Genomic DNA, 26,352 nt, shown 5'->3' with positions numbered 1-26,352 from the left:
ATTTTTATTTATTTTAATGATTAATTATTTCTATGATGTTAATAGTCTTTCAGAAATTGTGCCAAGCCCTTTTAACTGACATTCTTTCCTAAAAAAAATGCCAGCTTTGACAAGCTGGCATTTTATAGTTATTTTGAGATGCAAAAAATTATTTTGCAGGGCTTACTGGAGCATTTTGGATCGGTGCTGGTGCAGCAGCCGCAGGTGTATTGTCAATAATTTTTGAATCAGTATCGCTTAGGCTTCCTGTAAAGCTTAAACTTGATAATAAAATTAACGCAATCAAAACAGTTGCTAGTGTCCAAGTACTTCTGTCTAAAAAGTCAGTTGTTTTTTGTACACCACCCAACATTTGAGATCCACCTACTGTAGAAGATAATCCACCACCTTTAGGGTTTTGAACCATGATTACTACGATCAATAGAAAACAAACTATTGTAATCAAAACTAAAAAAATTGAAAATGTGCTCATTGTATGTTTAATTATTTTGTTGTAAAAGTTTTATATCTGAAATACGGTCTGCAAAGAAACTACTTTTTTCTGGATATTTCAAAATTAATATCTCATAAGCTTGGATTGCTTTCAGATATTTTTTTTGTTCCAAATATACCTTGGCCAAAGTCTCGGTCATTAGATATGAATGATCCTCTTTATTAATGTCAATTTGTATCGATGGTATAGCGCCTTTGTTAACGGGTGAAATCTTCGGGCTAGTTTCTATAAATTTATCAATTATAGCTGCTTTCTTTTGCTTTTCTGGGTCCAATTCTACAACTGGTGTAGGTGGGGTAGGTGCAGTCGACAAGGTTTTTTCGGCTTTTTCTCGAATAATAGGTTGCGTTCTTGACAGTTGTAGCCATTCTTGAAACGAATGCTTTTCTGTTTTAGCAAATTCAAGAGGTGCGCCAATGGATAGTTTTTCTTCTATTTTAGCTTGTGTAACTTCTGGTTTTTCTGCTGTTGCCTCTTTTATCGTGTTTAAAATAGAATCTTCAAGCTTGGTCACAGGTTTCTCAACGACTACTATTTCGCTGTCTACAACCATTATGTCTAATAATTCTGCTGCTTGTTGATCAAATAATTCGCGCTGAATGGCAGTAAATGAATCGGAAGTTATGAAGTCAAACAATACCGTTCTGTCAGTCGTATGTGCCGCTGTAACTTTTAGCGCATAATTGTATTTGAAACTATTTAAGTTGAATAATCCTTTTAATCGCAATGCGCGAGCACTTTGAAAATACGGAAAATCATCCAATACAGTTTCTAGTGCCAAGGTTTGTGTTTCGGCAATAGTATCAGGGCTATTTAGTAAGTAAGTATAGTCAAGGATGTTCATAAGCAGTTTTTCTTTCGTTGATAGAAAACGAAATAATTTACCATTTGGCTAGCGATTCATTAAAGATGTCTTGGGTGATTCGATCAAATATATCTTTTAAAGCCGCTGTTTTTATTGTACCTGTAAGTTGTGATGTGGCAGGATAATCGTAATAGAATTCAAATGGTTTTTCAAAATTATCCGCTTCTTTCTTTTTGTTGATAAAACGAACGTTGATACGGATTTTTAATCTGTTTTGAGAGGTTTTTTGATCTGCCGTAGCGGTCATTGGACTTATTCTGTAGTCAATAATTTCACCTTCATACGTTAAATCTGCTCCATTTTTTACAAGATTCAAATTAGTTTGATTTTGCAAAATTTCTTGTAGCGCTAGGGTAAACGTTCTGTCGATTCCTGGCTCAATCAAGTCGGCATTGTTCTGGAAAAAGTTAACTTGGAACGTTTTAGCATCTATTTTACCCGTTCCAGTAAAGTTGTAAACGGAACAACTGCTCAGGAATAGAGCTAAGAATGCTATAATAAGGTAGGATGATTTTTTCATGTGTTATGGTAGAAAAAGATTGTATTGTATTTCTGTTTTCAAAGGTATGAAAATCGTTTTTGTGAACTGATTTTAGTTTTATAGATCGAATTGTTTAATTTTTCGGTATAAAGTACGTTCCGAAATACCTAATTCTTCTGCTGCGGCTTTTCGTTTTCCTTTGTTTTTTTCTAATGATTTTTTGATCATTTCAATTTCTTTTTGTTCCAATCTCAAAACTTCTTCTTCCTCTATCGTTTCAGCAAAAAGATAACTGTCTTCTTGTTCTTCGTATTGTTTTTCTGGATTTTGTGGCGGAAGTAAAGCAGTCTTAGGTCTTTCTTCAAAATCAATTTCACTATCGTTTTCTTGATTTCCATATATCTTCTGAATCAAATTAGGATTAATATCTTGAGCCTTCGCAGTCCCATTTTTCATTAATTCTAAAGTGAGTTTCTTCAAATCATTCAGATCACTTTTCATATCAAAAAGTACTTTGTACAAAATATCTCTTTCGGTACTAAAGTCGCTTTCTGCTTTTTTATCACTAATTACAGAAGGTAAGTTAGAACCTTCTGCAGGTAAATACGATTGTAAACTTACAGCAGTAATGTCTCGATTGGTTTCTAGAACCGAAATTTGCTCTGCTACATTTCGTAGCTGACGAATATTTCCACTCCAGCGAAATTTTTGTAACAATTGTATCGCTCCATCATCTAGTTTTAAAGGAGGCATCTTGTATTTGTGTGCAAAATCGGCCGCAAATTTTCTAAACAATAAATGGATATCATCTTTGCGTTCGCGTAGTGGAGGCAGGACGATGTCAACAGTACTTAGACGGTAATATAAATCTTCACGGAATTTACCTTTCCCAATGGCATCAAACAAATTGACGTTTGTAGCTGCGACTATACGTACATCTGTTTTTTGAACTTGCGAGGATCCTACTTTTAAGAATTCTCCATTCTCCAAAATTCTTAGTAGTCGAACTTGAGTGGTAAGAGGCAATTCACCTACTTCATCCAAAAAGATGGTTCCGCCGTTTGCTACCTCAAAATATCCTTCACGTGTACTTGTAGCACCTGTAAAAGCTCCTTTTTCGTGGCCAAAAAGTTCACTATCAATCGTTCCTTCGGGTATTGCTCCACAGTTTACGGCTATGTACTTTCCATGTTTTCTATGAGATAGAGAGTGGATTATTTTTGGAATACTTTCTTTTCCAACTCCACTTTCACCCACAACCAATACTGAAATATCGGTAGGGGCAACCTGAATAGCTTTTTCTATCGCACGATTAAGCTTTGGCTCGTTGCCAATAATCTCAAATCGTTGTTTTATATTTTGAACTGATTCCATATTTTAAATTGCTAGGAATAAATTGTTTTTTATTTCACCACAAATTACACAAATTTTCACAAATTATTATTTATGAATTTATCAATCGCTTGTGAACTAATGATTTGTTTTGAAAGTTTGCAATAATTCCAATAGGAGTTTTTGCGATTTTCATATAATTTAAAGTTTGAGCTAGATGATCATTGCTAATATCTTTGGTTGATTTTATTTCTAAAATTATATCTTCGTAAACTACAAAATCGGCATAAAATTTATGAGGTAGAATAATTCCTTTATATTCTACACTAAATTCTTTCTCCCTTTTATAAGGTATATTGTGTCTTTTGAATTCTATTTCTAAGGCGTCTTTGTAAACAATTTCCAATAACCCTGGACCTAGAATTCGATGAACTTCCATGCAAAGACCTATGATTTCATAGTTCTCGTCTTTTTTGTAATAATATTCATCTGAGTCATTCATGTTGAAGGTGTAAAGGGATTTAATTTGCGAAAATTTGTGAAATTTGCGGTTTAAAAAAATATGTTAATTCATTTCGCTATATCCCACAGCTTCACCTTTTAATGTTCCGCTAGTACAACTTGTAATTTTTACGTTTACAAAATCTCCAATCTCGTAATCTTCCTTCGGGAAAACGACCGTGATACTCTGAGAATTTCTTCCAGAAAACTCTTCTTTCGATTTTTTTGAAATTTTTTCGATCAAAACCTCGACTGTTTTACCAATAAATTCTTCAGATCGTAACCAAGCGTGTTTTTGCTGTAAATCAACAATTTCCTGCAGGCGTCTCGCTTTGGTTGGCTCTTCTACATCGTCCTCCATTTTTCTTCCGGCCAATGTTCCAGGACGTTCAGAGTAGGAGTACATGTATCCGAAGTTATATTTTACAAACTCCATTAAGCTCATGGTATCTTGGTGATCTTGCTCAGTTTCTGTTGGGAAACCAGCAATCATGTCTTGAGAGATAGCGCAATCCGGAATGATACTTCTGATTTTATCAATCAAAGTCATGTATTCTTCGCGGGTGTGTAAGCGGTTCATTTCTTTCAAAATACGGTTACTTCCTGATTGTACGGGTAAGTGAATGTGCTTACATATATTTGGGTGCTTTGCGATCACGTGCAAAACACTTTCGTGCATATCTTGTGGATTTGAAGTAGAGAATCGAATGCGCATCTTTGGGAAACCTACCGCTACCATTTCGAGTAACTGGTCAAAATCTACCGCTGTTGCTTTTTGCATTTCTGTTGCGTTTTCAAAATCTTTTTTCAGTCCGCCACCATACCATAAATAGCTATCCACGTTTTGCCCGAGTAGGGTGATTTCTTTAAAACCTTTACTCCATAAATCTTGAATTTCGGTCATGATACTTTGAGGTTCACGGCTACGCTCACGCCCTCTAGTAAAAGGAACCACGCAAAATGTACACATATTGTCACAGCCACGTGTGATCGAAACCAAAGCAGTTATCCCATTGCTCATTAAACGAACAGGTGAGATATCACCATAAGTTTCGTCTTTTGATAAAATTACGTTTATAGCATCACGGCCTTCCTCAACTTCACTTAGTAAATTGGGTAAATCCTTGTAAGCATCAGGGCCTACAACGAGATCAACTATTTTTTCTTCATCAAGAAATTTCTCTTTCAAACGTTCTGCCATACATCCCAAAACGCCTACTTTCATTTTGGAGTTGATGCGTTTTACAGCATTGTATTTTTCTAGTCGTTTTCGAATGGTTTGTTCTGCTTTATCTCTAATAGAGCAGGTGTTTACCAAAACAAGATCGGCTTCTTCTAATATTTGAGTGGTATTGTATCCGTTTGTAGATAATATCGAAGCTACAATTTCACTATCCGAAAAGTTCATGGCACAACCATAACTTTCGATAAATAATTTTTTTTTGTTTTCGGGTTTATTTTGTAAAACTAGACTTTCGCCTTGTTTGTTTTCGTCAATAATCTTTTCCATAGGGCACTTTCAAAAGTGTGTTTTAATAAGGGCACAAATGTACAATTATTTGATCGAATATGACAAGTTGGCAGATTAAGAATTAACAGTATTTTAGTTTTATTTGGTACTAAAGCAAAAAAAAACTCTCTTTAAAAAAAAGAGAGTTTTTAGATTTGTGTATTCTTTTAGCTTAAAACAAATTTACATCTAGTTTTATTCTAGCTATTTTGTTGGAAGGATTCCACATTGCAGTAGCAGAAACAGGTAGCTTGTATTGAAAAATTTCAATGCTTTTGCTGGCTGTAATTCCAGCGTTAACAATATCAAAAGAGCTTTCAGTTTTATTTGTAAATAAATGTTTGCTTCCGTTCAACGGGAAGGCGCCACCTACAAAGGCATTTAGCGTTACCACTTGATCGCGAATAACGGGGTAGCTAAGCTCCACATAAGTAGAGTTTCGACTTCGATATTCATTCGAACTGTTTAATTCACGATCATTTAGACCGCTGTAAAGTAGCATGTCTGCTTCGATACGTAAAGGGAAATTGTCATTAAAACGATATGATGTACGTAGATCAATAATGTGGGTTGTACTGTTTTTGTCATAATTAAATACTTTAGGAGTTTCGATTCCGGTTGTATTGAATAAATCCCAAATTGCAATGGACAAATTATTTTTTTGGTATTGCACATAGTAATTAATTTCTCTGTACTTTCCATCAAATCCAGCGCCACCCCATATTCCTACTTTCATGGTTTGTGATTTGTTTACTGCATAATGTATGTTTCCAGTTGCCGTCATTCCATCATTTATAACTAAGCCTCTCCATAAATGACTCGTTTCTAACAATACATTAAAATCTAATCTTGATGGTTTTGTGGTACTTATTTGTTTTTTCTCAATGGTGTCAATTTCGGTTGCGTTTTGAGCATAGCCATTTAACCCTGCAAAAGATAATGCAGTGGCAATTAAAAAATTCTTCATGGTTTTAGTGGGTTATTCTAGTTTAAAGGTGAATTAGTTTACGTAAGTAAAGTGTAGCATATAGCAGCAAGGCTAGACCCAATGATTGGTCCAAGAATAGGAATCCATGCATAGCTCCAATCGCTTTTACCTTTATACAAAATAGAGTGAACAATTCTAGGGCCCAAATCTCTTGCGGGATTAATGGCATATCCTGTTGTTCCTCCTAAACTCAATCCAATTGCCCATACTAAAATAGCGACTGGTAATGCACCTATAGATCCTAGACCGATCTTGGCATCTGCTGCGGCTGCGATGCTTAAGTCTGGTCCAGATAAGTAGAAAATAACAAAAATAAGGACAAAGGTCCCGATGATTTCACTAATCAAATTTGAGCTGTAATTTCTAATGGCAGGACCTGTACTAAAACAAGCCAATTTTCCACCTTCATCTTCTGTGGCTGCAAAATGATCTTTGTGCGAAAGCCAAACTAGGAAGGCTCCTAACATCGCACCAATTAATTGCGCAAGAACATAGCCTGCGACTTGATTCCATGCAAACTTACCAACTAGAGCAAGTCCTAAAGTTACGATAGGATTTAAATGCGCGCCGCTAATTGGGCCTGCAACAACAACGCCAACGAAAACGGCAAAAGCCCAGGCTGTCGTGATGACGATCCAGCCTGAATTATTTCCTTTGGTATCTTTAAGTACAACATTGGCAACTACGCCATTTCCTAATAATATCATTAGCATCGTGCCAATAATTTCTGCTGTGAATGGAGACATTTTATTTTGGGTTTTTGGTTTTTTAGTTGAGGGTAATAATTAGTCTTCGATCCAATTGCTGGCTCTTCCAACTGCTTTGTCCCAATTGTGAACTAGTTTGTCAACTTCTGCTCTAGGCATTTCGGGTGTAAATTCGCGATCAATTGACCATTGTTTTTGTAAATCGTCAATACTGTCCCAATATCCTACAGCTAGACCAGCTAGGTAAGCAGCTCCTAATGCTGTTGTTTCAAGTGTTTTTGGGCGTATTACTTTAAAACCGAATAAATCAGATTGAAATTGCATCAGTAAATTATTAGAAACAGCGCCTCCGTCTACACGTAGTTCTTTTCCTTTTTTACCAAAATCTCCTTCCATAGCTTTTGCTAGGTCATAGACTTGGTAGGCTATTCCTTCTAGTGTTGCTCTTGCGATATGCGCATTTGTAGTTCCTCTCGTGATTCCTACAATCGCACCTCTTGCATATTGATCCCAATGTGGTGCGCCAAGACCTGTTAAGGCTGGTACAAAATAAACACCTCCATTGTCTGGAACTTGCATGGCCAAAGTTTCAACTTCCTCAGATGATTCGATCATTTTTGCTCCGTCGCGCAACCACTGTACTGCGGCTCCTCCTACAAAAACACTTCCTTCTAAGGCATAGGTTGTTTTTCCGTTTATTTTCCAAGCTACTGTGGTAAGTAGATTGTTTTTTGAATATACTGGTTTGTCACCTGTATTCATTAGCATAAAGCATCCTGTGCCATACGTGTTTTTTACCATTCCTGGCTCTGTACACAATTGTCCAAAAAGGGCTGCTTGTTGGTCACCTGCAACTCCAGCAATCGGAATTTTAGTTGCAAAAAGAGTGGTGCAAGTTTCACCGTATATTTCGCTACTTTGTTTTACGCTTGGTAGCATTGCTCTTGGAATGGTGAATAACTCTAGTAATTCGTCATCCCAATCAAGTGTATGAATGTTTAATAATAATGTCCTACTCGCATTTGATACGTCTGTCATAAACAACGCACCACGACTTAGTTTCCAAATTAACCAAGTATCTACAGTTCCAAAACATAGCTTTCCTTGTTCTGCTTTTTCACGTGCACCAGGTACGTTGTCCAAAATCCATTTCACTTTCGTACCCGAAAAATAAGCATCTAGCACTAAACCTGTTTTTTTCTGAATCATATCAATATGTCCAGCAGCTTTTAGTTCGTCACAATACTTTGCTGTTCTGCGATCTTGCCATACAATAGCATTGTAAATTGGTTCGCTAGTTTCTCTGTCCCAAACAATGGTTGTTTCTCTTTGATTGGTGATTCCTATCGCAGCAATTTCCTTTCCGTTGATTCCAGTTTTTGCAATTACTTCTGCCGCAACGCTAATTTGTGAAGACCAGATTTCATTAGGATCGTGTTCTACCCATCCTGGTTTTGGAAAAATTTGTTCGAAAGGCTTTTGAGATATTTTTACAATTTCTCCTTCGTGATTGAAAACAATGGCACGAGACGATGTAGTTCCTTGGTCAAGGGCTAAGATGAATTTTTCTTTCATAGTTAATAGATATAGTTAATAGATATAGTTAATGATTTAATTATTTATTTTAGATTGTTTTAAATTCTGTTAATAGGTAGCCGTTTGCAAGGGTATTAAATTCTGTAATCTGATTATCAATCCAGGCTTGATCATGTCCAAGTTCCTTCGCGATTAAATGGGCTACTTTTGGTGCAACTTCCATTGCGGCTCTAGCATCCAAGAATAAGAGTCTTACTCTTCTTGAAAGAACATCATCAATAGTTCGTGCCATTTCATGGCGTATCGCCCAAACTACTTCTGCCAATGTGTAGTCGTATTTTGGATGTAGTTTTTCAACTAGTGCAGGCTCTTGTTTTTGTAGCGCAATGATTTTAGGAATATCAGTCCCGTATATGTACAGGTGATTCTCTCTGTCTTTAGTGTTTGTTGGTAGGTTACCGTGGATCGAAATGTGTTCTGTTTTACATTCTTTCATAGGTAACTTTTTGGTAGCAATAGCTTTGTTGATGATATCTTCGGCAATTTTTCTATAAGTCGTCCATTTTCCTCCAGTGATGGTGATAAGTCCTGTTTCAGAAACAAATATCTTATGGCTTCTCGAAACCTCTTTAGTACTTTTTCCTTCTTTTTCTGGGGCTGCAAGCGGTCGTAATCCAGCAAATACAGAAAGCACATCGGCACGAGTTGGTTTTTTTGCTAGGAAACGTTGAGCAGTTTCAAGTACAAATTCGATTTCTTTTTCTAATGCAATTGGTTCTAAACTATGACTTTTTATCAAAGTGTCAGTAGTTCCAACCACAATTTTATCATGCCAAGGCACAGCAAACAGGACACGGCCATCACTTGTTTTCGGAATCATTAAGGCGTGATCACTAGGTAAAAATGATTTATCAAATACAAGGTGAATTCCTTGACTTGGAACGATGTATTTTTTATATACTTTATCATTCATTTTCATGATAGCATTGGTAAAGACACCTGTTGCATTGATGATGGCTTTTCCTTTTAAATCATATACCTCACCAGTTTCTTGATTTTCAACCTTAACTCCAATTACTTGATTGTTGTCATCTTTTATTAAATTGATAACTTTTGTGTAGTTTACAAGGGTAGCGCCATTTTCAACTGCAGTTTGAGCAATATTGATCGCTAATCTAGAGTCGTCAAATTGACCGTCTTGATAAATTACACCGCTTACGAGTCCTTTTTGCTCTACTGTTGGAAGTAGTTCAATAGTTTTCTTTTTCGAAATGTATTGCGATTTTCCTAGGCTAAGTTTACCAGCCAACATATCATAAATCGTAAGTCCGATCGTGTAGAAGTAACCTCCCCACCAATTGTAATTTGGGATAACGAAGGATTGATTTTTCACAAGGTGATTGGCGTTTTGAGCCATTAATCCTCTTTCTTTCAATGCTTCTCTTACAAGTGAAACATCTCCTTGCTCAAGGTAGCGTACGCCTCCGTGAACTAGTTTGGTACTTCTGCTTGAGGTTCCTTTTGCAAAATCTACAGCTTCAACCAATACGGTTTTGTAGCCTCTGCTGGCTGCGTCAAGAGCAGTACCTAGCCCGCTAGCGCCACCACCAATAATAATAACATCCCATTCAGGGGTTTGTTTTAGTTTTGATAATTGTTCTGTATGTTTCATTTTTGCTATTTTTTACTTTCGTTACTTTCGATATGCAAACATAACGAAACAAAATGAAACTTTTGCTATTATGCTGTTAATTTTGGTTTAAAATTGTATTTTTGGTAAAAATTAGACTTGATTGTGCAACTATAATGAATTTAGATGGCCGTAATTAATAGGAGACAAGAAGATATTCTTAACGAATTAGAGAAAAAGGGATACGTTAATGTGGTTGATTTGTGTGAAGCGTATAATGTTTCGACAGTAACAATTCGAAAAGATTTGAATTTTTTGGAAAACGAAAAGCTGCTTCATCGTACACATGGAGGCGCTAGCAAGAAACCTTTGTATGCCTTTGAGCGCAACGTAGATGATAAAGAATCGTTACAAGTAGAGCAAAAGAAACAAATAGCAGCCGAAGCACTCAAGTACATCAGTAATAACGACTACATTATATTAGGTTCGGGTTCGAACATTCATTATTTGTCTCGAATAATAAAAGGCTTCAATAAATTGACGGTTTTGACTTCTTCACTAAAGGTTTCTTTAGAATTGTGCAGAGAAGCTACAATTAACACTATTCAGCTCGGAGGCGATATTAGAAATAGTTCCACCTCTGTGGTTGGACCAATTGCCGAGGCTACTTTGAGTCAGTTTTCATGTAATAAACTTTTTTTAGGTACTGACGGAATCCATTTGGATTTCGGAATGAGTACTTCAAATGCTTTAGAAGCCCATTTAAATCAAGCGATGATCGAAGTTGCAGAGAAGGTGATTGTCTTGGCAGATTCTACCAAAATGAATATTCGAGGTTTTGGTAAAATTTGTAATTTGAATAAAATAGATATCCTGATAACAGATGATGGTATCGATAATGAAACTAAAGCCAAATTAGAAGAGCTTGGTATTGATGTTGTTGTCGCTGCTAAACTATAAGTGATCCTTATCTTAAGGGTCTCTGTAATTATTTAACTTTCGATAAAAAAAAATGTTTTAAAGGTCGTTTTTGATGCTATTATAGGTAGAAAACTTTTTTAAAAAATGGGCAAAAGCATTATATTTAAAAAAAACTTATACTTTTGTCTCAGAAAAATAGAGCAATGGCAAAGAATTTAGTAATAGTGGAGTCCCCTGCAAAGGCGAAAACAATCGAGAAATTTTTAGGAAGTGATTTTCAAGTGGAGTCCAGTTATGGGCATATCGCTGATTTACCTTCCAAAGAAATAGGTGTAGATGTAGAGAATGGTTTTAAACCTAAATATGAAGTTTCGTCAGACAAGAAGGCTTTAGTTACTAAATTAAAAGGGCTAGCCAAAAAAGCCGATATGGTATGGTTAGCGAGTGATGAGGATCGCGAGGGTGAGGCCATATCTTGGCATCTTGCAGAAGAGCTTAATTTGGTTAAAGAAAAAACAAAACGTATTGTTTTTCATGAGATTACAAAAAATGCTATTCTTAAAGCTATTGATAATCCACGTGAAATTGACTATAATTTAGTAAACGCACAACAAGCGCGTCGCGTACTAGATCGATTAGTTGGTTATGAATTGTCTCCAGTACTTTGGAGAAAAATAAAAGGCGGCCTTTCTGCTGGTCGTGTACAATCTGTATCGGTGCGTTTAATTGTAGAAAGAGAGCGTGATATCCAGAATTTTAACGCTGTAGCTTCCTATTCAGTTGTAGCTGAATTTACAAATGAAGCGGGAAAGACTTTTAAAGCCAAATTGCCTAAAAATTTTAATACAAAAAAAGAAGCCGAAGATTTTTTAAATAAAAATATCGGTTCTACATACAAAGTTTCTGATTTAGAAACAAAACCAACCAAGAAAACACCTACGGGTCCGTTTACAACTTCGACCTTGCAACAAGAAGCAGCTCGTAAATTGTATTTACCAGTTGGAATCACCATGCAACTTGCGCAACGTTTGTACGAGGCGGGATTGATCACCTATATGAGAACGGATAGTGTGAACTTATCCAAAGAGGCTATGGATGCTGCTCAAGCAGAAATTATTACTTCTTATGGTAAAGAATTCTCTTTTCCACGAACTTTTACAAACAAGAGTAAAGGAGCACAAGAGGCACACGAGGCAATTCGTCCGACCGATATGTCACGCCACACAGTAAACATTGATAGAGATCAAGCTCGATTATACGATTTGATTTGGAAACGTACTTTGGCTTCACAAATGAGTGATGCTAAATTAGAACGTACCAATGTTAAGATACAAGCCAATAACCATTCTGAAATATTTACTGCTTCAGGTGAAGTATTGCTTTTTGAGGGTTTCTTAAAAGTATACTTGGAAGGGCATGATGATGATGAGGAAGAACAAGAGGGTATGTTGCCAGCGATGAAAGTGAATGAGAAATTGGATAATAATTTCATCACGGCTACAGAGCGTTATTCAAGACCGCCTGCTCGATATACAGAAGCATCTTTGGTAAAGAAATTAGAAGAATTAGGAATCGGTCGTCCATCTACCTATGCGCCTACGATTTCGACAATTATCAACAGAAATTATGTTGAAAAAGGGAATTTAGAAGGAAACGAACGTAACTATACCCAATTGACCTTGCAAGCTGGAAAATTGGTTGAAAAAGGATTAAAAGAAAACACCGGTTCGGATAAAGGGAAATTAGTACCTACAGATATCGGAACAATCGTTACTGATTTCTTAGTGAAGAACTTCGGAAATATATTGGATTACAATTTTACGGCAAAAGTAGAACAAGATTTTGATGAGATTGCTGAAGGAAATGTGGATTGGGCGATAATGATGAAAGAGTTCTACGATCAATTTCACCCTACGGTAAAAGATGTGGAACTAAATGCAGAACGCGAGAGCGGGGAACGTATTTTGGGTACAGACCCTAAATCAGGAAAACCAGTATCTGTTCGTTTGGGTAAATTTGGCCCGATGGCGCAAATAGGAGATGCTGAAGACGAAGAGAAAAAGTTTGCTAGCTTAATGAAGGAGCAAAATATTGGAAATATATCACTGGAAGAAGCATTAAATCTTTTCTTATTGCCAAAAGCGCTAGGTAATTATTTAGACGAAGAAGTTGAGGTAAATAATGGACGTTTTGGTCCTTATGTACGTCACGGTAGTGTGTTTATTTCGTTACCAAAAGGAGAAGATCCTCTAGGTCTTTCTAAAGAGAGAGCACAAGAATTGATTGACGAAAAAATAAAAGCAGATGCACCAATTGCAACTTACAAAGGTGAAGGTGTGCAAAAAGGAGTGGGTCGTTTTGGTCCATTTATCAAATGGAATGGCTTATTTATCAATGTAAGTAAGAAATATAATTTTGATAATTTATCTCAAGAAGACATTGAGACTCTTATTGATGATAAAATTCAGAAAAACATTGACAAAGTGCTTCATAATTGGGAAGACGAAGGAATCTTGGTTGAAAAAGCAAGATGGGGTCGTTCTGTGATTTTGAAAGGGAAAATTAAAATTGAACTTGGTAAAGAGGTAGATGCAGCAAGCTTGACCTTGGAAGAAGTGAAAGAAATGATTGCCTTAAAAACTCCCGCAAAGAAAACGGCGGCTAAAAAGGCACCAGCCAAAAAAGCACCAGCAAAAAAGACAGTAGCAAAAAAAGCAGCACCTAAAAAGAAATAGAGAATGGAATTTGAGTTTTTGAAGCCTTTAGGTAAAGACTTTGATGTTTTGATGGGGCAGTTTTCTGCTCAACAATTAGGTAGTAAAGTTGTTTTTCATACTGCAGACCAATTTCCAGATCTTAACCAAGTTACTATTGCAGTGATTGGAGTTTTGGATAATAGAGGGAACGATAAAGCAATTTCGGATGTGGATATTTTTCCTATTCGAAAAGAATTATATAGCATGTATCCAGGAAATTGGGATGCATCGATTGCAGATTTTGGTGATATTTTGCCTGGAAACACGATCGAAGACACCTATTTTGCATTGAAAAAAGTAGTGGCTGCTTTGATCAAAAAGAAAATTATTCCCATCGTAATTGGAGGTTCGCAGGATCTTACTTATGCGTTGTATAGGGCTTATGATGATCTCGAGCAAATGGTCAATTTGGTGTCAATTGATAGTAAGTTTGATTTTGGAAAAGAGAATGAAACGGCGTCAGCAAATTCATATTTAACCAAAATGATTATCGATGAACCTAATAATCTATTTAATTTTTGTAATATTGGGTATCAAACCTACTTTAACTCGCAAGAAGAGATAGATTTGATCGAAAAATTGTTTTTTGATAGTTACAGATTAGGCGAAATTTCGAGTAATCTAGCACTTGCAGAACCGGTTTTTAGAGATGCCGATTTGGTGAGTATGGATATGAAAGCAGTAAAATCATCCGATTCAGGTAACTTTATTTCATTTGTTCCGAATGGTTTTAATGGTAAAGAAATTTGCGCTTTGTCACGATACGCAGGAATAAGTGATAAGGTAGGTTTGTTTGGTGTTTTTAACCATGAAAATACAGAGCAAGAGTCAGTTCTCATTGCCCAAATTATATGGTATTTTATCGAAGGGTATCATTATCGTTCGAAAGAATATCCATTTGGAAGCCGAGAGAATTATATTAAATTTATAGTTCCTATTGAAGAAGAAACGTTAATCTTTTATAAAAGTGACAAAAGTGATAGATGGTGGATCGAAATACCTTTTATTACAAATGGAAACAATAAATTAAAACGAAATACGTTATTACCATGTTCCTACGAAGAATATCTAGGAGCTTGCAATCAAGAGTTGCCAGAACGTTGGTGGAAGGCGTTACGAAAGAATATTGTGTAATATTCTTTTTGTTTGCTAGATTTTTGGTAGATTCAAAAAAATAATTTGTTTAGTGTAAAAAAATTGTTTTTTAACAAAATATTAAATACGTTTACACATTGAAAAATAATGAATACATAACCCGATTTTATATGAAGAAGTTCATTGCATTTGTAGCAATTTTGACCCTGTTAAGTAGCTGTGGTAAATCTAGTGATAAAGGAGAATTGGTAGGGGTTAAGGGAGCAAAATGGCATCCTGAAAAACCTTACGGAATGACTCTAGTACCTGGAGGCGCGTTTATCATGGGTAAATCTGACGAGGATGTTGCTGGTATACAAGATGCACCTACAAAGACAGTTACAGTAAGATCGTTTTATATGGACGAAACTGAAATTACAAATAGTGAATACCGTCAATTCGTAGAATGGGTAAAAGACTCTACAATGAGAGTTCGTTTGGCTATTTTAGCAGATGAGATGGGAATCAAGCCAGGTGGCGGAAAAGGTGGAAAAGGCGGTAGTATTGGCGATTTTGCCTTTAATGACGCAGATCCAGCTAAGATGACGGCTTATGATAAGTACATGTATGATAACTATTATAGTATCGGTACATCTGACGATCCATACGCTGGAAGACGTTTAAATAAAAAAGTAAAATTAATCAAAGACCCTAAAGCATATCCAGATGAATATTATGTTGAGGTAATGGACTCTATGTATATTCCAGTTGAGGAATCATACAATGGATTACGTACTATCGATGTAGATAAATTAAAATTCCGTTATTCATGGATGGATATTCAAGCTGCAGCTAAAGCTAAGGTTGGGAAAAGAAGAGATTTTATCAAAACCGAAGAAGTAAAGATTTATCCTGATACGACAGTTTGGATTAAAGATTTCTCTTATTCATATAACGAGCCAATGCACAATGATTATTTTTGGCATAAAGCGTATGGAGATTATCCTGTAGTTGGAGTTAAATGGACACAAGCAAAAGCTTTTTGTGCTTGGAGAACTTTAAATAAAAATTCTTATATTAAATCAAAATCAAAAGGAAGAGATCTTATTAACTCTTTCAGATTACCTACAGAAGCAGAGTGGGAATATTCTGCAAGAGGTGGTCTAGAGTCTGGTACTTATCCTTGGGGTGGTCCTTATACTAAAAATGATAGAGGATGTTTCATGGCAAACTTTAAACCTAGCCGTGGTGATTATGCAGCAGATCAAGCTTTGTATACTGTTGAAGCAAAATCATACGATCCTAATGGTTACAATTTATACAATATGGCGGGGAATGTTTCAGAATGGACTGATTCGTCATACGATCCAAATGCTTACGAGTATGTGTCTTCAATGAACCCAAATGTTTTAGACTCATCCAACAAACGTAAAGTTGTTCGTGGAGGATCTTGGAAAGATGTGTCTTACTTCCTACAAGTGGCTACAAGAGATTACGAATACGCAGATTCTGCAAGAAGTTACATAGGATTCCGTACTGTACAAGATTACATGGGAGTTCAAACAACTGGTAATACTACTGGTTCAAGAAGAAAATAATAAATCCAAATCTACTAAAATCACTTAAAAAATTAAAAATTATGGCATTACTAGGAAAAAAGGCAATGAATTTTGCATACGGAATGGGAGCTGCGGTTGTTATCGTAGGAGCATTATTCAAAATCACCCACATTGAAATTGGACCATTGACAGGAAACAGAATGTTGACTGCAGGTTTATTGGTTGAGGCCCTAATTTTTGCATTGTCTGCTTTTGAGCCAGTTGATGACGAATACAAATGGGAAATTGTTTACCCACAATTAAAAGACGTTAATGCTGCACCAGCTAAAGCGGTAAGACAAAATATCGTTGAGTCTGAAGACACAAGCGGAATGTTGTCTAAAAAATTAGATTCTATGTTGAAAGAAGCTAAAATTGACGGAGAGTTAATGTCAAGTTTAGGAAACAGTATTAAGAATTTTGAGTCGGCTGCAAAAGGAATCGCTCCAACGGTAGATTCTATTGCTTCAACAAAAAAATATAGCGAAGAGTTGACAACTGCTGCTGATCAAATGGAAAAATTGAACAGTTTGTACAAAATTCAATTGGAGAGCGCTTCAAAAAATGCTCAAATTAATGAAGAAGTAGCTGAAAATAACTTAAAGTTAAAAGAGCAAATGCAATCATTAACTACAAACTTGGCTTCATTGAACAATGTTTATGGTGGTATGCTTTCTGCAATGAATAATAAAGGATAATTAGTTTTAACCTACACTAGATAAAAAGATAAACTAATTAGAAAAAAATTATTATGGCTGGAGGAAAACTAACCCCAAGACAGAAGATGGTAAACCTTATGTATTTGGTTTTCATCGCGATGTTAGCATTAAACGTATCCAAAGAAGTAATTTCTGCTTTTGGATTAATGAACGAAAAATTCGAAGCTTCAAATACTTCTTCTATTCAGTCCAATGAGCAATTGTTAATGGCTCTTGATGCTAAAGCTGCAGAAGCAAAAGGTGAATTTATTACTGCTTCTGAAAAAGCACACAAATTACAAACGGTTAACAAAAACTTCTATAGTTATATTGGTTCAATCAAAAATTTAGTTTTAAGCGAAACTAAAGTTGATGAAGAGACTGGTAAATTGCCTTACGAAGAAATGGATAAAGCAGAAGTTTTAGATAATTTATTTTTTAGTCCAGAAGGATATTCTGAAAAAGGAAATGAATTTATTGCTATTGTTGAAAAGTACAAAGCAGACGTAAGAAGTATTCTTGGTCCTGATGCAAAATTTAAAGGTTTGATCAGTGAGTTGAATACTAAAATGGATATGTCAGACGTTAAGAATAAAGACGGTATTGCAATTAAATATTTAGAATACCACTACAAAGGTTTTCCAGGTATTGCATCGGTAGCAAAATTGTCTTCTATGCAAAATGACGTAAATAAAGTGGAGTCTGATGTTTACAATACATTGTTAGGAAAAGCGGCTGTTGCTGCTGCTTCTTACAGTAATTATCAAGCAATTGTTGTTTTAGATAAAAATGCTTATTTTCAAGGAGAAACAGTTACAGGTAAAGTAGTTTTAGGTCGTTATGATGCTAATACTAAGCCAACTGGTTTTTCTGGTCCAGGTAAAATTGTAAACGGTCAAGCGGTTATCTCTTTAACTGCTGGTGGAATAGGAGAACAAAGTATTAAAGGTCAATTTAGCTTTTTGGAAGATGGTAAAACGATTCCGCTTGCTTTTAACGGTAAGTATGTAGTAGTTCCTAAACCGAATTCGGCTACGATTTCAGCTGACAAAATGAATGTGGTATATAGAGGAGTTGTTAATCCAATTTCTGTATCATTTGCAGGTATCGCTGCTGATAAAGTAAGTGCTTCTGCTCCAGGATTAAGTCCAGCGGGTAAAGGTAGATATAACCTTTCTCCTGGTGGAGGAAACGAAGTAAGTATTTCTGTAACAGGAACATTACCAAATGGTGAAAAAGTTTCTGACAGAAAAGTATTTAGAATTAAAGGTATCCCTGGTCCAACAGGAACTATCCGTGGAGAAACGGGTGTTGTAAAAGGACCAAAATCAAATCTTGAAATTGCAACGATTGGTGCAAAATTAGAAGACTTTGATTTCGAAGTAGGATTGAATGTTGTTGGATTTAATATGAAACTTACTGGACAACCTACTGTTGTTGTTCAAGGTGATCGTTTGAATGCACAATGTAAATCAGTACTTTCAAAAGCGGGTAGAGGTGATCAAGTAACGATCTCTGAAATTAAAACAAAATTAGTTGGTGCTGGTAGTTATTTATTGCCAAGAACTGCGCCGGTTATTTTTGAAATACAATAAATAAGTAATTCGCTAAAAAAGGGAATTCTTTAATATTATTTAATGGCATTATGAAGAATGTAAAAAATGTTTTATTGGTGGTGTTTTCTGTAGTTTGGAGTGGAGCTTCTTTCGCTCAATCCAACTTATTAAATGCAAAGACGCCTTCTGAAATTGGACTTAAAACTCCTGCTCAATTGATATCTGATAACGATAAGCCATTGGCTTACGGTTATGTTCATGATAGAGATATTTTGATGGGTAAGACTGTTTGGGAGATTATAGATCTTAGCGAAAGAATTAATTTTCCTTTGTATTTTCCAATCGATGAAAATCTTGGATCCGATAGACGTTCTTTATATAATGTTCTAACTACTGCTGTTAAAAACGGAAAAATTACTGAGGTGTACTCTGATAGTTACTTCAATACAAAAAAGTCGTTTAGAGATATTGAAGCTTCTTTGTCAAGAGTGGATACTACTGATGCTGGTCGTGAACAAATTAATGCAGGAAGAAAGTCTGTTTCTGAAGAATACATTCTAAGATCTGATTTGACTGCTCAAGATGTTACACAATATAAAATCAAAGGTTTTTGGTATTTTGATAAGCGTCAAAGTGAATTGAAGTATCGTCTCTTGGGTATTTGTCCGGTTACTCCAGACGTTTATACTATGAATAATGATGAGAAAGATTATATCGAATTGTTTTGGATCTTTTTCCCATCAGCTAGAACGGTACTACATGAGGCGAAATCATTCAATGATAAAAACTCATCAATGCCAGTTTCTTTCGATCAGATTTTAAATTCTAGACGATTTAATAGTGTCATTTACAAAGAAGAGAATGTATACGGAGATAGAGAAATCAAAGATTACATGAAAGATAATGCTCAAAACCAATTATTAGAATCGGAAAGAGTAAAAGAAAAGATTCGTAACTTCGAATCAGATATGTGGAATTATTAATTGCACAGCAATAGAATTAAAAACTCTTACTTTTAGTAAGAGTTTTTTTGTTTTAAAATATGTTAATAGAAATATATGATTGATTATTTAATCGTTGGTTCAGGGCTCGCAGGGATATCCTTCGCTGAAGTAGCTTTGAATCAAAATAAGACTGTTTTAGTCTTTGGCGATGATTCACAAAATTCATCTAAAATTGCGGGAGGATTGTATAATCCTGTTATTTTTAAGCGTTTTAGTGAAGTGTGGAACGCCAAAAGTCAGCTTGATTTGATGTCTGGTTTTTATGCTGGTATTGAGTCTAAACTTAAGCTTCAAGTAGATTGGAAGTTGCCTATTCTTAGGAAGTTTTTTTCTATTGAGGAACAAAACAATTGGTTTGCAGCTTCAGATAAAGTTGGATTAGCTCCATTTTTATCTCCTGTTCTTATCAAAGACAGGTTTGCGGGTATCGATTCGCCTTTTGATTATGGTGAGGTTTTGCACACTGGTTACGTTGATACTGCAATTTTACTGGAGGCTTATAAAACGTATTTAGAATCCTTAGATAGTTTTAGAGCTTCAAGTTTTGATTATAGCGATTTGTCTGTTTATGACGATTTGGTGGAATATCAAGAAGTTAAAGCGAAGCATATCATTTTTGCAGAAGGTTATGGTATTCATGCCAATCCGTATTTTAATTTCTTGCCTTTGGAAGGAACTAAGGGCGAGCTATTTATTATAAGGGCAGAAGGACTTGATTTATCTGTTATTGTAAACACAAGCGTATTTATTTTACCCTTAGGAAACGATCTGTTCAAAGTAGGGGCAACCTACAATTGGAAAGACAAAACAGATTTGCCAACTGAAGAAGGGAAAATTGAGTTGATTGACAGAATCAAGGAGATACTAACGTGTGATTTTGAGATTGTGGAACATTTTGCAGGTGTACGTCCTACTGTGCGCGACAGGCGTCCGTTGGTAGGAACGCATGCAGCACACAATAATGTACATGTATTAAATGGCTTAGGAACGCGAGGTGTCATGTTGGGGCCTACAATGGCGACAGCGTTATTTAATTCGATTGAAAATAATATTCCGCTGGATGCCGAGGTAAATATTAGTAGGGTCAAACCAAAGCATTACTATCGATAAATAGTTGGTTCTTATTTTGGATTATTTTTTTTGCTGGCAGTTGGGTCATAAGACACAAACATATTGATGTAAATGTTTCTAGATCCTCGTAATACGAGCGGAGAAGTAACAATCAGTGCACCGATAATAGCGAAAAATGAAGTTTTTAAACTTGTTTGCAAAAATACAAACGAAATTATGAACGCTGCTATTCCAACAGCAACATTTAAACCATAACTAACATACATTGCTCCGTAAAAGAAAGAAGGTTCTATTTGATAATGTAGGCCACAATGGCTACAATCCTCATGCATTTTTAATACTGAGGCCAATTTGAAAGGATTTTTTTCAATATACATGCTTTCATTTTGGCATTTCGGACAAGTTCCTGTTAAAATACTATTTAGTTTGGATCCTTTTTTTAACATTTGTATAAATTTTTAACAAAGGTACGATTTTAGCGTCTTTCCCTTTGTAACTTTAGTCACATTATATGCTTAATATACACAATTTATCCGTTTCGTTCGGAGGTACTTATTTATTTGAAGAAGTAACATTCCGTTTAGGAGCTGGAGACCGTGTTGGTCTTGTTGGTAAAAATGGAGCTGGTAAATCTACCATGCTCAAAATGTTGGCGGGAGACTTCAAGCCAGATTCAGGAGTGATTTCTCAAGAGAAAGATGTTCGAATGGGATTCTTGCGTCAAGATATTGATTTTGAAGTGGGACGAACAGTTCTAGAAGAAGCCTATGAAGCTTTTATAGAAATAAAAATTGTAGAAAAAAAGTTAGAGGAGATCAATCATCTTCTAGTGACTCGTACTGATTATGAGAGTGACGAATATTCGAAAATAATTGAAGACTTATCCGATTATACACATCGTTTTGAACTCTTAGGAGGTTATAACTATGTTGGAGATACAGAGAAAATTTTGCTTGGTCTTGGATTTAAAAGAGACGTTTTTAATAACCAAACTGAGACTTTTTCTGGAGGTTGGAGAATGCGTATTGAATTGGCTAAATTATTATTGCAATCCAATGACGTGCTTTTACTCGATGAGCCAACCAATCACCTTGATATTGAAAGTATCATTTGGTTAGAAAGTTTTTTGCGTAATTATCCTGGAGTAGTTGTTATTGTATCCCATGATAAAATGTTTTTGGATAATGTGACCAACAGGACCATTGAAATTTCGCTAGGTAAAGCCTATGATTTTAATAAACCTTATTCGCAGTATTTAGAACTACGTCATGAAATTCGTGAAAAGCAACTAGCAACTCAAAAGAATCAAGCTAAAAAAATTGAAGAAACAGAGAAGTTGATCGAAAAATTTCGCGCCAAAGCATCCAAAGCTTCTATGGCGCAGTCGCTGATCAAAAAATTAGATAAAGTAGAGCGTATAGAAGTTGATGAGGACGACAATTCGGTAATGAACATCTCTTTCCCAGTTTCAAAAGAGCCAGGAAGAGTAGTTGTTGAAGCGGAGAATGTAACCAAGAGTTATGGTGATAAAACCATATTGAAAGATATTAATTTATTGGTAGAAAGAGGTAGTAAGATTGCTTTTGTGGGACAAAATGGTCAAGGTAAATCAACCTTTATCAAGGCGATCGTCGACGAATTTGAATACCAAGGAAATATCAAATTAGGGCATAATGTACAACTAGGTTATTTTGCACAGAACCAAGCGGAGTATCTTGATGGTGAGATCACCTTGCTACAAACGATGGAAGATGCAGCAATGGATACCAATCGTAGCAAAGTGCGCGATATGTTGGGATCGTTCTTGTTTCGCGGTGATGATGTAGACAAAAAAGTTAAAGTACTCTCTGGAGGGGAACGTAATAGATTGGCTCTTTGTAAACTATTGTTGCAACCTATTAATGTATTGTTGATGGATGAGCCTACCAATCACTTGGATATAAAATCCAAAAATGTATTGAAGGCTGCTTTACAAAAATTTGGTGGTACCTTATTGTTGGTGTCTCACGATAGAGATTTCTTGCAAGGGATGTCAAATCTTGTGTATGAATTTAAAGATCAAAAGATCAAAGAATATTTAGGAGATATTAATTACTTCTTGGAACAACGTAATCTTGAAAACATGCGTGAAGTGGAGAAAAAAGATGCTCAAAAAGCAGCTGCTCCAAAAGAAAGTAATAAAGCGTCATATGAAGATCAAAAGAAAGGGAAGTCTTTGAATAATAAATTGAGCAAGATCGAAAGTCAGATCAAGCAATTGGAAAAAGATATCCAACATGATGACAAAATGCTCGAATCTAACTATGACAAACATATAGAAGATGCTGCATTTTTTAAAGCTTACAATAAGAAAAAGGCAGATTTAGACAAATTACTATTGGACTGGGAAGTGGTTCAAGAGGAAATAGATAATTTGTAATTTAGTTTACTATTCAATAAAACACCTTTTTTACAATAGATTTGTTTGTCTAATTGACGGCAGTACTATTGTAAAAAAGGTGTTTGTTATTTTATAACATTGACAGTGAATAGTACTTTGCTATGTTATAATACCAATTTCTTTGGAGTGAGTAATAGCTTCGCTACTATGTTCAAAATAGCAAACCGCTACATTTAAGGTTTTTATGTTTTCAAGTGTTGTTACAACTTTACTTTTCTTCGATTTGCCCGTTTGTCTTATGTATATCGCACGCACGCTTAACGGAAATATTTTGCAAATTGATTCATATAAAAAAACATCTTCTTGCGAGTCATCACCCAGTAAAACATATTGTAATTGCGGGTAAAATTCTAAAATATGTTTTATTTTTTCAAATTTATGATTGTGACTACTCGGTTTTAAGGACCAAAAAAATTGTGTCAAGCTCGTTTTGATATCTTTCAGTAATAAAACAGCTTTGGGTAATTGATGAATTTCAGTAAATTTTACAATAAGTCGATATAGATTCCATTCGCTACTTGAGACATAAAAAAAAGTGTTTTGTTCTCCATCATTTTCTCTTCCTGCTGCACTTAGTGCTTGATAATGCAGTACAACATCTTCAAATATTTTTCTTTTCGTAACGTTTTTAAGTAACAGGTTATAGATTTTTTGAATCGGATTGCGAGTATACGATACAATGAAGGTATCGTCAATGTCTGATATTATACCAAGATCTCCTTTTCGTGGTCGGTTGTAACTCGCTTTTGAACTTATTATTTTATCATTGTACATTGTGCTTACCGAATAATCAATCCATCCGTAGTGCTCACTTTTTAAGGGGATACAAAATTTAAAATAGCCATCATCTAGTGTTTTGGTAAGTATTTTTTCTGTACCATGTTCTAGATATACAGCTGCGTTTGCTTGCGTTTTAATTCGAAACATGGCTATGGTTGCGCTCGCATTTTTATATTTTTTGGCCAGAAAATCGTAATCTTTTTTATTCGTTGGCTGAAATAGATGCCCCATGACAATTAATTCTTCGTCATTGGCATACCCACGATATAATTTTAAAATTGGCTTCATTTTATTTAATACTTTTGAGGAGAATGAAATTTAATTATTTAAAATCAATTAAGAACTAAGACTGTGAAGAAAAATATTTTATTGGTTGTAAATCCTATTTCTGGAGATATTGACAAGACAGAATTAATTGATACTGTTGCAGCTTTTACTGCAGTTAAAAATAGGAATTTTAATCTATATGAGACCCAAGGAGCTGGCGATATTTTGAATATAAAAAAAATATTTCATGAATTAAATCCTGAGCGCATCATCATTGCCGGTGGAGATGGTACAATCAAGATGGTTGGAGAAGCTTTAGAACACGATGATGTGATATTTGGTATTTTGCCAGCTGGATCAGCAAATGGATTGGCTACCGATTTGGATTTGCCAAATACTACAGAGGACTGTTTGGATATTATTTTTAAGGATAAATTCATCGAACTTGATATGGTTGTCATCAATGGTAAAAAGAGTCTTCATCTTAGTGATATTGGTCTAAATGCCGAATTGATAAAGAACTATGAAAATGGTACGATTCGAGGAAAGTTAGGGTACGTTATTCAGGCAATTTCTACCTTTATTGATCGCGAAGAACCGTTTAGGGCTTTAATCGAAGTGAATGAAATGAGGATCGAATGCGAAGCACGAATGATTGTAATGGCAAATTCTCAAAAGTATGGTACGGGTGTGGTGATCAATCCTGCAGGAGTTATCAACGATGGGAAATTCGAATTGATTATTCTTAAAAATCTGGACCTATTTGTTTTAGGACAGATTATTTCAGGCACAACTGTCGTAGAACCAGAAAATGTTGAAATTATTAGTACAGACTATGCTAAAATTACGACCAACCGTCCGGTGAATTTTCAAATCGATGGTGAGTATTGCGGAACAGAAACTGTTTTGACTGTGGGAATGTCACCTTCAAAAATGAAGATTACGGTTGCTTAATGACTTTAAACGGCTTCTTTAAACGGATTTCTCTCTTTCCATTCTGTTTTTGGTTCGAAATAAGCGAAACTTTTTTCCATCAATAAATTAACGAAATAATTTTTGTGTTTAATTAATCCAATCATTTCAACTGGTTTAGCACCTACTGAACTTTTAATTTCTAGTGCTGTTCGAGCAAAAATGATACGCTTGTATTTTTTATTAATCGAATAAGCGATCATATCATACAGCATATTTAGATACAACATTTTGTCTCTTTGATGGTTTTCATCATAGCCTAAAAAGTAGGTGTCAATGTCAGATCCATTTTTGATTAAGGTGTTAAAACCGATAAGTTGCTCATCAATAAAGTAACCGTAAAATAAAAAATTATCATTTAATTTCTTTTTAAAGACTTCAAAGTGATTTTCCGGAAGATAAAAAGTATTGAAAGGTGCATTCTTAGCAACGTTCAGATACAGTTCGTTAATTCTGAAATACTGTTTTTGTATTTCGTCCAATGACATTTTTCTTTTGTCAATACCAGCCGCTTTTTTTCGAGCTCGCTTGTATTGATCTCTATATTTTTTGTTTAAATCACCAATGTAATCTTCCATAGAATGCCAGTTTGGTGCTATATCAAAAACCATATTTGGTTGGGTATTGAAATGGTAATAGGGCTTGAACGTTTTAGTTTTAAACAAAGGAGTATTGGTAGTCAAAAAATCTTTGTAAACCGTAAGGTGCACTTTCTTGTTATTTTGTCTTAATTGTTTTGTCAAAGCAGAAGTGGCATCTTGTAAAATGGAAACGCCATCTTCCAAAGCTATTTTTTCGCTAAAGCAAAAGCAATTTTGACCAGTAAACATATTGTTACCGATGACAAGTATATTGGATATAAATCGTTTAAATAGAAAATTTTTGATGGCCGTTTTAAAACAATGATCGCGATCTCCCAACGAGTTAACATCGCTAAGGTTGATATGTTGCGCCACCGATACTCCGACTAAAAGCTCCTTTTCGAACAAACCAATAAAAAAGCAACTCATATTGTCGGGGGCGGATTTTTCTAAAATAGATAAGTATTCTTTACTTAAAAAAATATTTTTGATAGCTAAATCATTCCAGTTTGAAGGAAGGTTTTTTGTAGAAGAATAAATTTGAAAAGTAAATGCTGATGCCAAGGTGAAGTATTCAATTTTGAATGGTCT

23 protein-coding genes are annotated in these 26,352 nt (G+C 35.2%); 10 read left to right on the top strand and 13 right to left on the bottom strand.

Going from position 1 to position 26,352, the window contains the following annotated elements; all coding sequences use genetic code 11:
* Positions 1-148 precede the first annotated feature (148 nt).
* From secG to FFWV33_RS00735, 10 genes are all read right to left on the bottom strand, one after another.
* Positions 149-472, bottom strand: a complete 324-nt coding sequence (secG, locus tag FFWV33_RS00780; RefSeq protein ID WP_108739126.1) for a preprotein translocase subunit SecG — start codon at positions 470-472, stop codon at positions 149-151.
* A gap of 7 nt (positions 473-479) precedes the next feature.
* Positions 480-1,337, bottom strand: coding sequence for a hypothetical protein (locus FFWV33_RS00775; RefSeq protein WP_108739125.1), 858 nt, complete (start codon positions 1,335-1,337; stop codon positions 480-482).
* A 37-nt stretch (positions 1,338-1,374) separates the two neighbouring features.
* On the bottom strand, positions 1,375-1,878 hold the full coding sequence (locus tag FFWV33_RS00770; protein ID WP_108739124.1) for an LptE family protein: 504 nt from the start codon (positions 1,876-1,878) through the stop codon (positions 1,375-1,377).
* 78 nt (positions 1,879-1,956) lie between these two features.
* On the bottom strand, positions 1,957-3,213 hold the full coding sequence (locus FFWV33_RS00765) for a sigma-54 interaction domain-containing protein (RefSeq protein WP_108739123.1): 1,257 nt from the start codon (positions 3,211-3,213) through the stop codon (positions 1,957-1,959).
* Positions 3,214-3,283: 70 nt separating this feature from the next.
* Positions 3,284-3,673 carry a GxxExxY protein gene (locus FFWV33_RS00760; RefSeq protein ID WP_108739122.1) on the bottom strand — a complete coding sequence of 130 codons (390 nt, stop codon included), beginning with the start codon at positions 3,671-3,673 and terminating at the stop codon, positions 3,284-3,286.
* Positions 3,674-3,736: 63 nt separating this feature from the next.
* Complete coding sequence (gene miaB, locus FFWV33_RS00755; protein WP_108739121.1) at positions 3,737-5,182, bottom strand: tRNA (N6-isopentenyl adenosine(37)-C2)-methylthiotransferase MiaB; 1,446 nt, start codon at positions 5,180-5,182, stop codon at positions 3,737-3,739.
* A gap of 172 nt (positions 5,183-5,354) precedes the next feature.
* Entirely contained in the window at positions 5,355-6,149 is a 795-nt protein-coding gene (locus tag FFWV33_RS00750; protein WP_108739120.1) for a hypothetical protein, read from the bottom strand.
* 38 nt (positions 6,150-6,187) lie between these two features.
* Complete coding sequence (locus FFWV33_RS00745) at positions 6,188-6,916, bottom strand: MIP/aquaporin family protein (RefSeq protein ID WP_108739119.1); 729 nt, start codon at positions 6,914-6,916, stop codon at positions 6,188-6,190.
* Between the two features lie 39 nt (positions 6,917-6,955).
* Positions 6,956-8,452 (bottom strand): glycerol kinase GlpK, encoded by a 1,497-nt coding sequence (glpK, locus tag FFWV33_RS00740; RefSeq protein ID WP_108739118.1) that lies wholly within the window; start codon positions 8,450-8,452, stop codon positions 6,956-6,958.
* Positions 8,453-8,501: 49 nt separating this feature from the next.
* The gene (locus FFWV33_RS00735) at positions 8,502-10,085 is read right to left on the bottom strand and encodes a glycerol-3-phosphate dehydrogenase/oxidase (RefSeq protein ID WP_108739117.1); all 1,584 of its coding nucleotides are present in this window, start codon (positions 10,083-10,085) and stop codon (positions 8,502-8,504) included.
* 144 nt (positions 10,086-10,229) lie between these two features.
* Here FFWV33_RS00735 and FFWV33_RS00730 point away from each other — a divergent pair, with 144 nt between their 5' ends.
* The 8 genes from FFWV33_RS00730 to FFWV33_RS00695 all read left to right on the top strand — a co-directional run bounded on the left by FFWV33_RS00730 (position 10,230) and on the right by FFWV33_RS00695 (position 20,760).
* Positions 10,230-11,003 carry a DeoR/GlpR family DNA-binding transcription regulator gene (locus FFWV33_RS00730; RefSeq protein ID WP_108739116.1) on the top strand — a complete coding sequence of 258 codons (774 nt, stop codon included), beginning with the start codon at positions 10,230-10,232 and terminating at the stop codon, positions 11,001-11,003.
* Between the two features lie 164 nt (positions 11,004-11,167).
* The gene (topA, locus tag FFWV33_RS00725; protein ID WP_108739115.1) at positions 11,168-13,699 is read left to right on the top strand and encodes a type I DNA topoisomerase; all 2,532 of its coding nucleotides are present in this window, start codon (positions 11,168-11,170) and stop codon (positions 13,697-13,699) included.
* A gap of 3 nt (positions 13,700-13,702) precedes the next feature.
* Positions 13,703-14,854, top strand: a complete 1,152-nt coding sequence (locus FFWV33_RS00720; protein ID WP_108739114.1) for a formimidoylglutamase — start codon at positions 13,703-13,705, stop codon at positions 14,852-14,854.
* 131 nt (positions 14,855-14,985) lie between these two features.
* Entirely contained in the window at positions 14,986-16,392 is a 1,407-nt protein-coding gene (gene porK / locus FFWV33_RS00715) for a T9SS ring complex lipoprotein PorK/GldK (RefSeq protein WP_108739113.1), read from the top strand.
* Positions 16,393-16,433: 41 nt separating this feature from the next.
* Complete coding sequence (gene porL / locus FFWV33_RS00710; protein ID WP_108739112.1) at positions 16,434-17,090, top strand: type IX secretion system motor protein PorL/GldL; 657 nt, start codon at positions 16,434-16,436, stop codon at positions 17,088-17,090.
* Positions 17,091-17,143: 53 nt separating this feature from the next.
* A complete protein-coding gene (gene porM, locus FFWV33_RS00705; protein WP_108739111.1) occupies positions 17,144-18,685 on the top strand; it encodes a type IX secretion system motor protein PorM/GldM in 1,542 nt (513 codons plus the stop codon).
* 50 nt (positions 18,686-18,735) lie between these two features.
* A complete protein-coding gene (gene porN, locus FFWV33_RS00700) occupies positions 18,736-19,629 on the top strand; it encodes a type IX secretion system ring subunit PorN/GldN (protein WP_108739110.1) in 894 nt (297 codons plus the stop codon).
* A 75-nt stretch (positions 19,630-19,704) separates the two neighbouring features.
* Positions 19,705-20,760, top strand: a complete 1,056-nt coding sequence (locus FFWV33_RS00695) for an NAD(P)/FAD-dependent oxidoreductase (RefSeq protein WP_108739109.1) — start codon at positions 19,705-19,707, stop codon at positions 20,758-20,760.
* Positions 20,761-20,771: 11 nt separating this feature from the next.
* On the opposite strand, the gene FFWV33_RS00690 is transcribed toward FFWV33_RS00695, so the two are convergent.
* On the bottom strand, positions 20,772-21,167 hold the full coding sequence (locus FFWV33_RS00690) for a DUF983 domain-containing protein (RefSeq protein ID WP_108739108.1): 396 nt from the start codon (positions 21,165-21,167) through the stop codon (positions 20,772-20,774).
* Positions 21,168-21,232: 65 nt separating this feature from the next.
* Here FFWV33_RS00690 and FFWV33_RS00685 point away from each other — a divergent pair, with 65 nt between their 5' ends.
* Entirely contained in the window at positions 21,233-23,140 is a 1,908-nt protein-coding gene (locus tag FFWV33_RS00685; protein ID WP_108739107.1) for an ABC-F family ATP-binding cassette domain-containing protein, read from the top strand.
* Positions 23,141-23,260: 120 nt separating this feature from the next.
* On the opposite strand, the gene FFWV33_RS00680 is transcribed toward FFWV33_RS00685, so the two are convergent.
* Positions 23,261-24,229 (bottom strand): App1 family protein phosphatidate phosphatase, encoded by a 969-nt coding sequence (locus FFWV33_RS00680; protein WP_108739106.1) that lies wholly within the window; start codon positions 24,227-24,229, stop codon positions 23,261-23,263.
* Positions 24,230-24,292: 63 nt separating this feature from the next.
* On the opposite strand from FFWV33_RS00680, the gene FFWV33_RS00675 reads away from it, so the two are divergent.
* Positions 24,293-25,162 (top strand): diacylglycerol/lipid kinase family protein, encoded by an 870-nt coding sequence (locus FFWV33_RS00675; protein WP_108739105.1) that lies wholly within the window; start codon positions 24,293-24,295, stop codon positions 25,160-25,162.
* A 5-nt stretch (positions 25,163-25,167) separates the two neighbouring features.
* Here the strand turns inward: FFWV33_RS00675 and FFWV33_RS00670 are convergent, their stop codons facing one another.
* Positions 25,168-26,190: an 8-amino-7-oxononanoate synthase gene (locus FFWV33_RS00670; RefSeq protein ID WP_342748666.1), complete on the bottom strand. Its 1,023-nt coding sequence runs from the start codon at positions 26,188-26,190 to the stop codon at positions 25,168-25,170.
* Positions 26,191-26,352: the final 162 nt, after the last annotated feature.

It is taken from the genome of Flavobacterium faecale (genome assembly GCF_003076455.1).
Classification (GTDB): Bacteria; Bacteroidota; Bacteroidia; order Flavobacteriales; family Flavobacteriaceae; genus Flavobacterium; species Flavobacterium faecale.
This window is presented reverse-complemented; position numbering and strand designations above follow the sequence as displayed.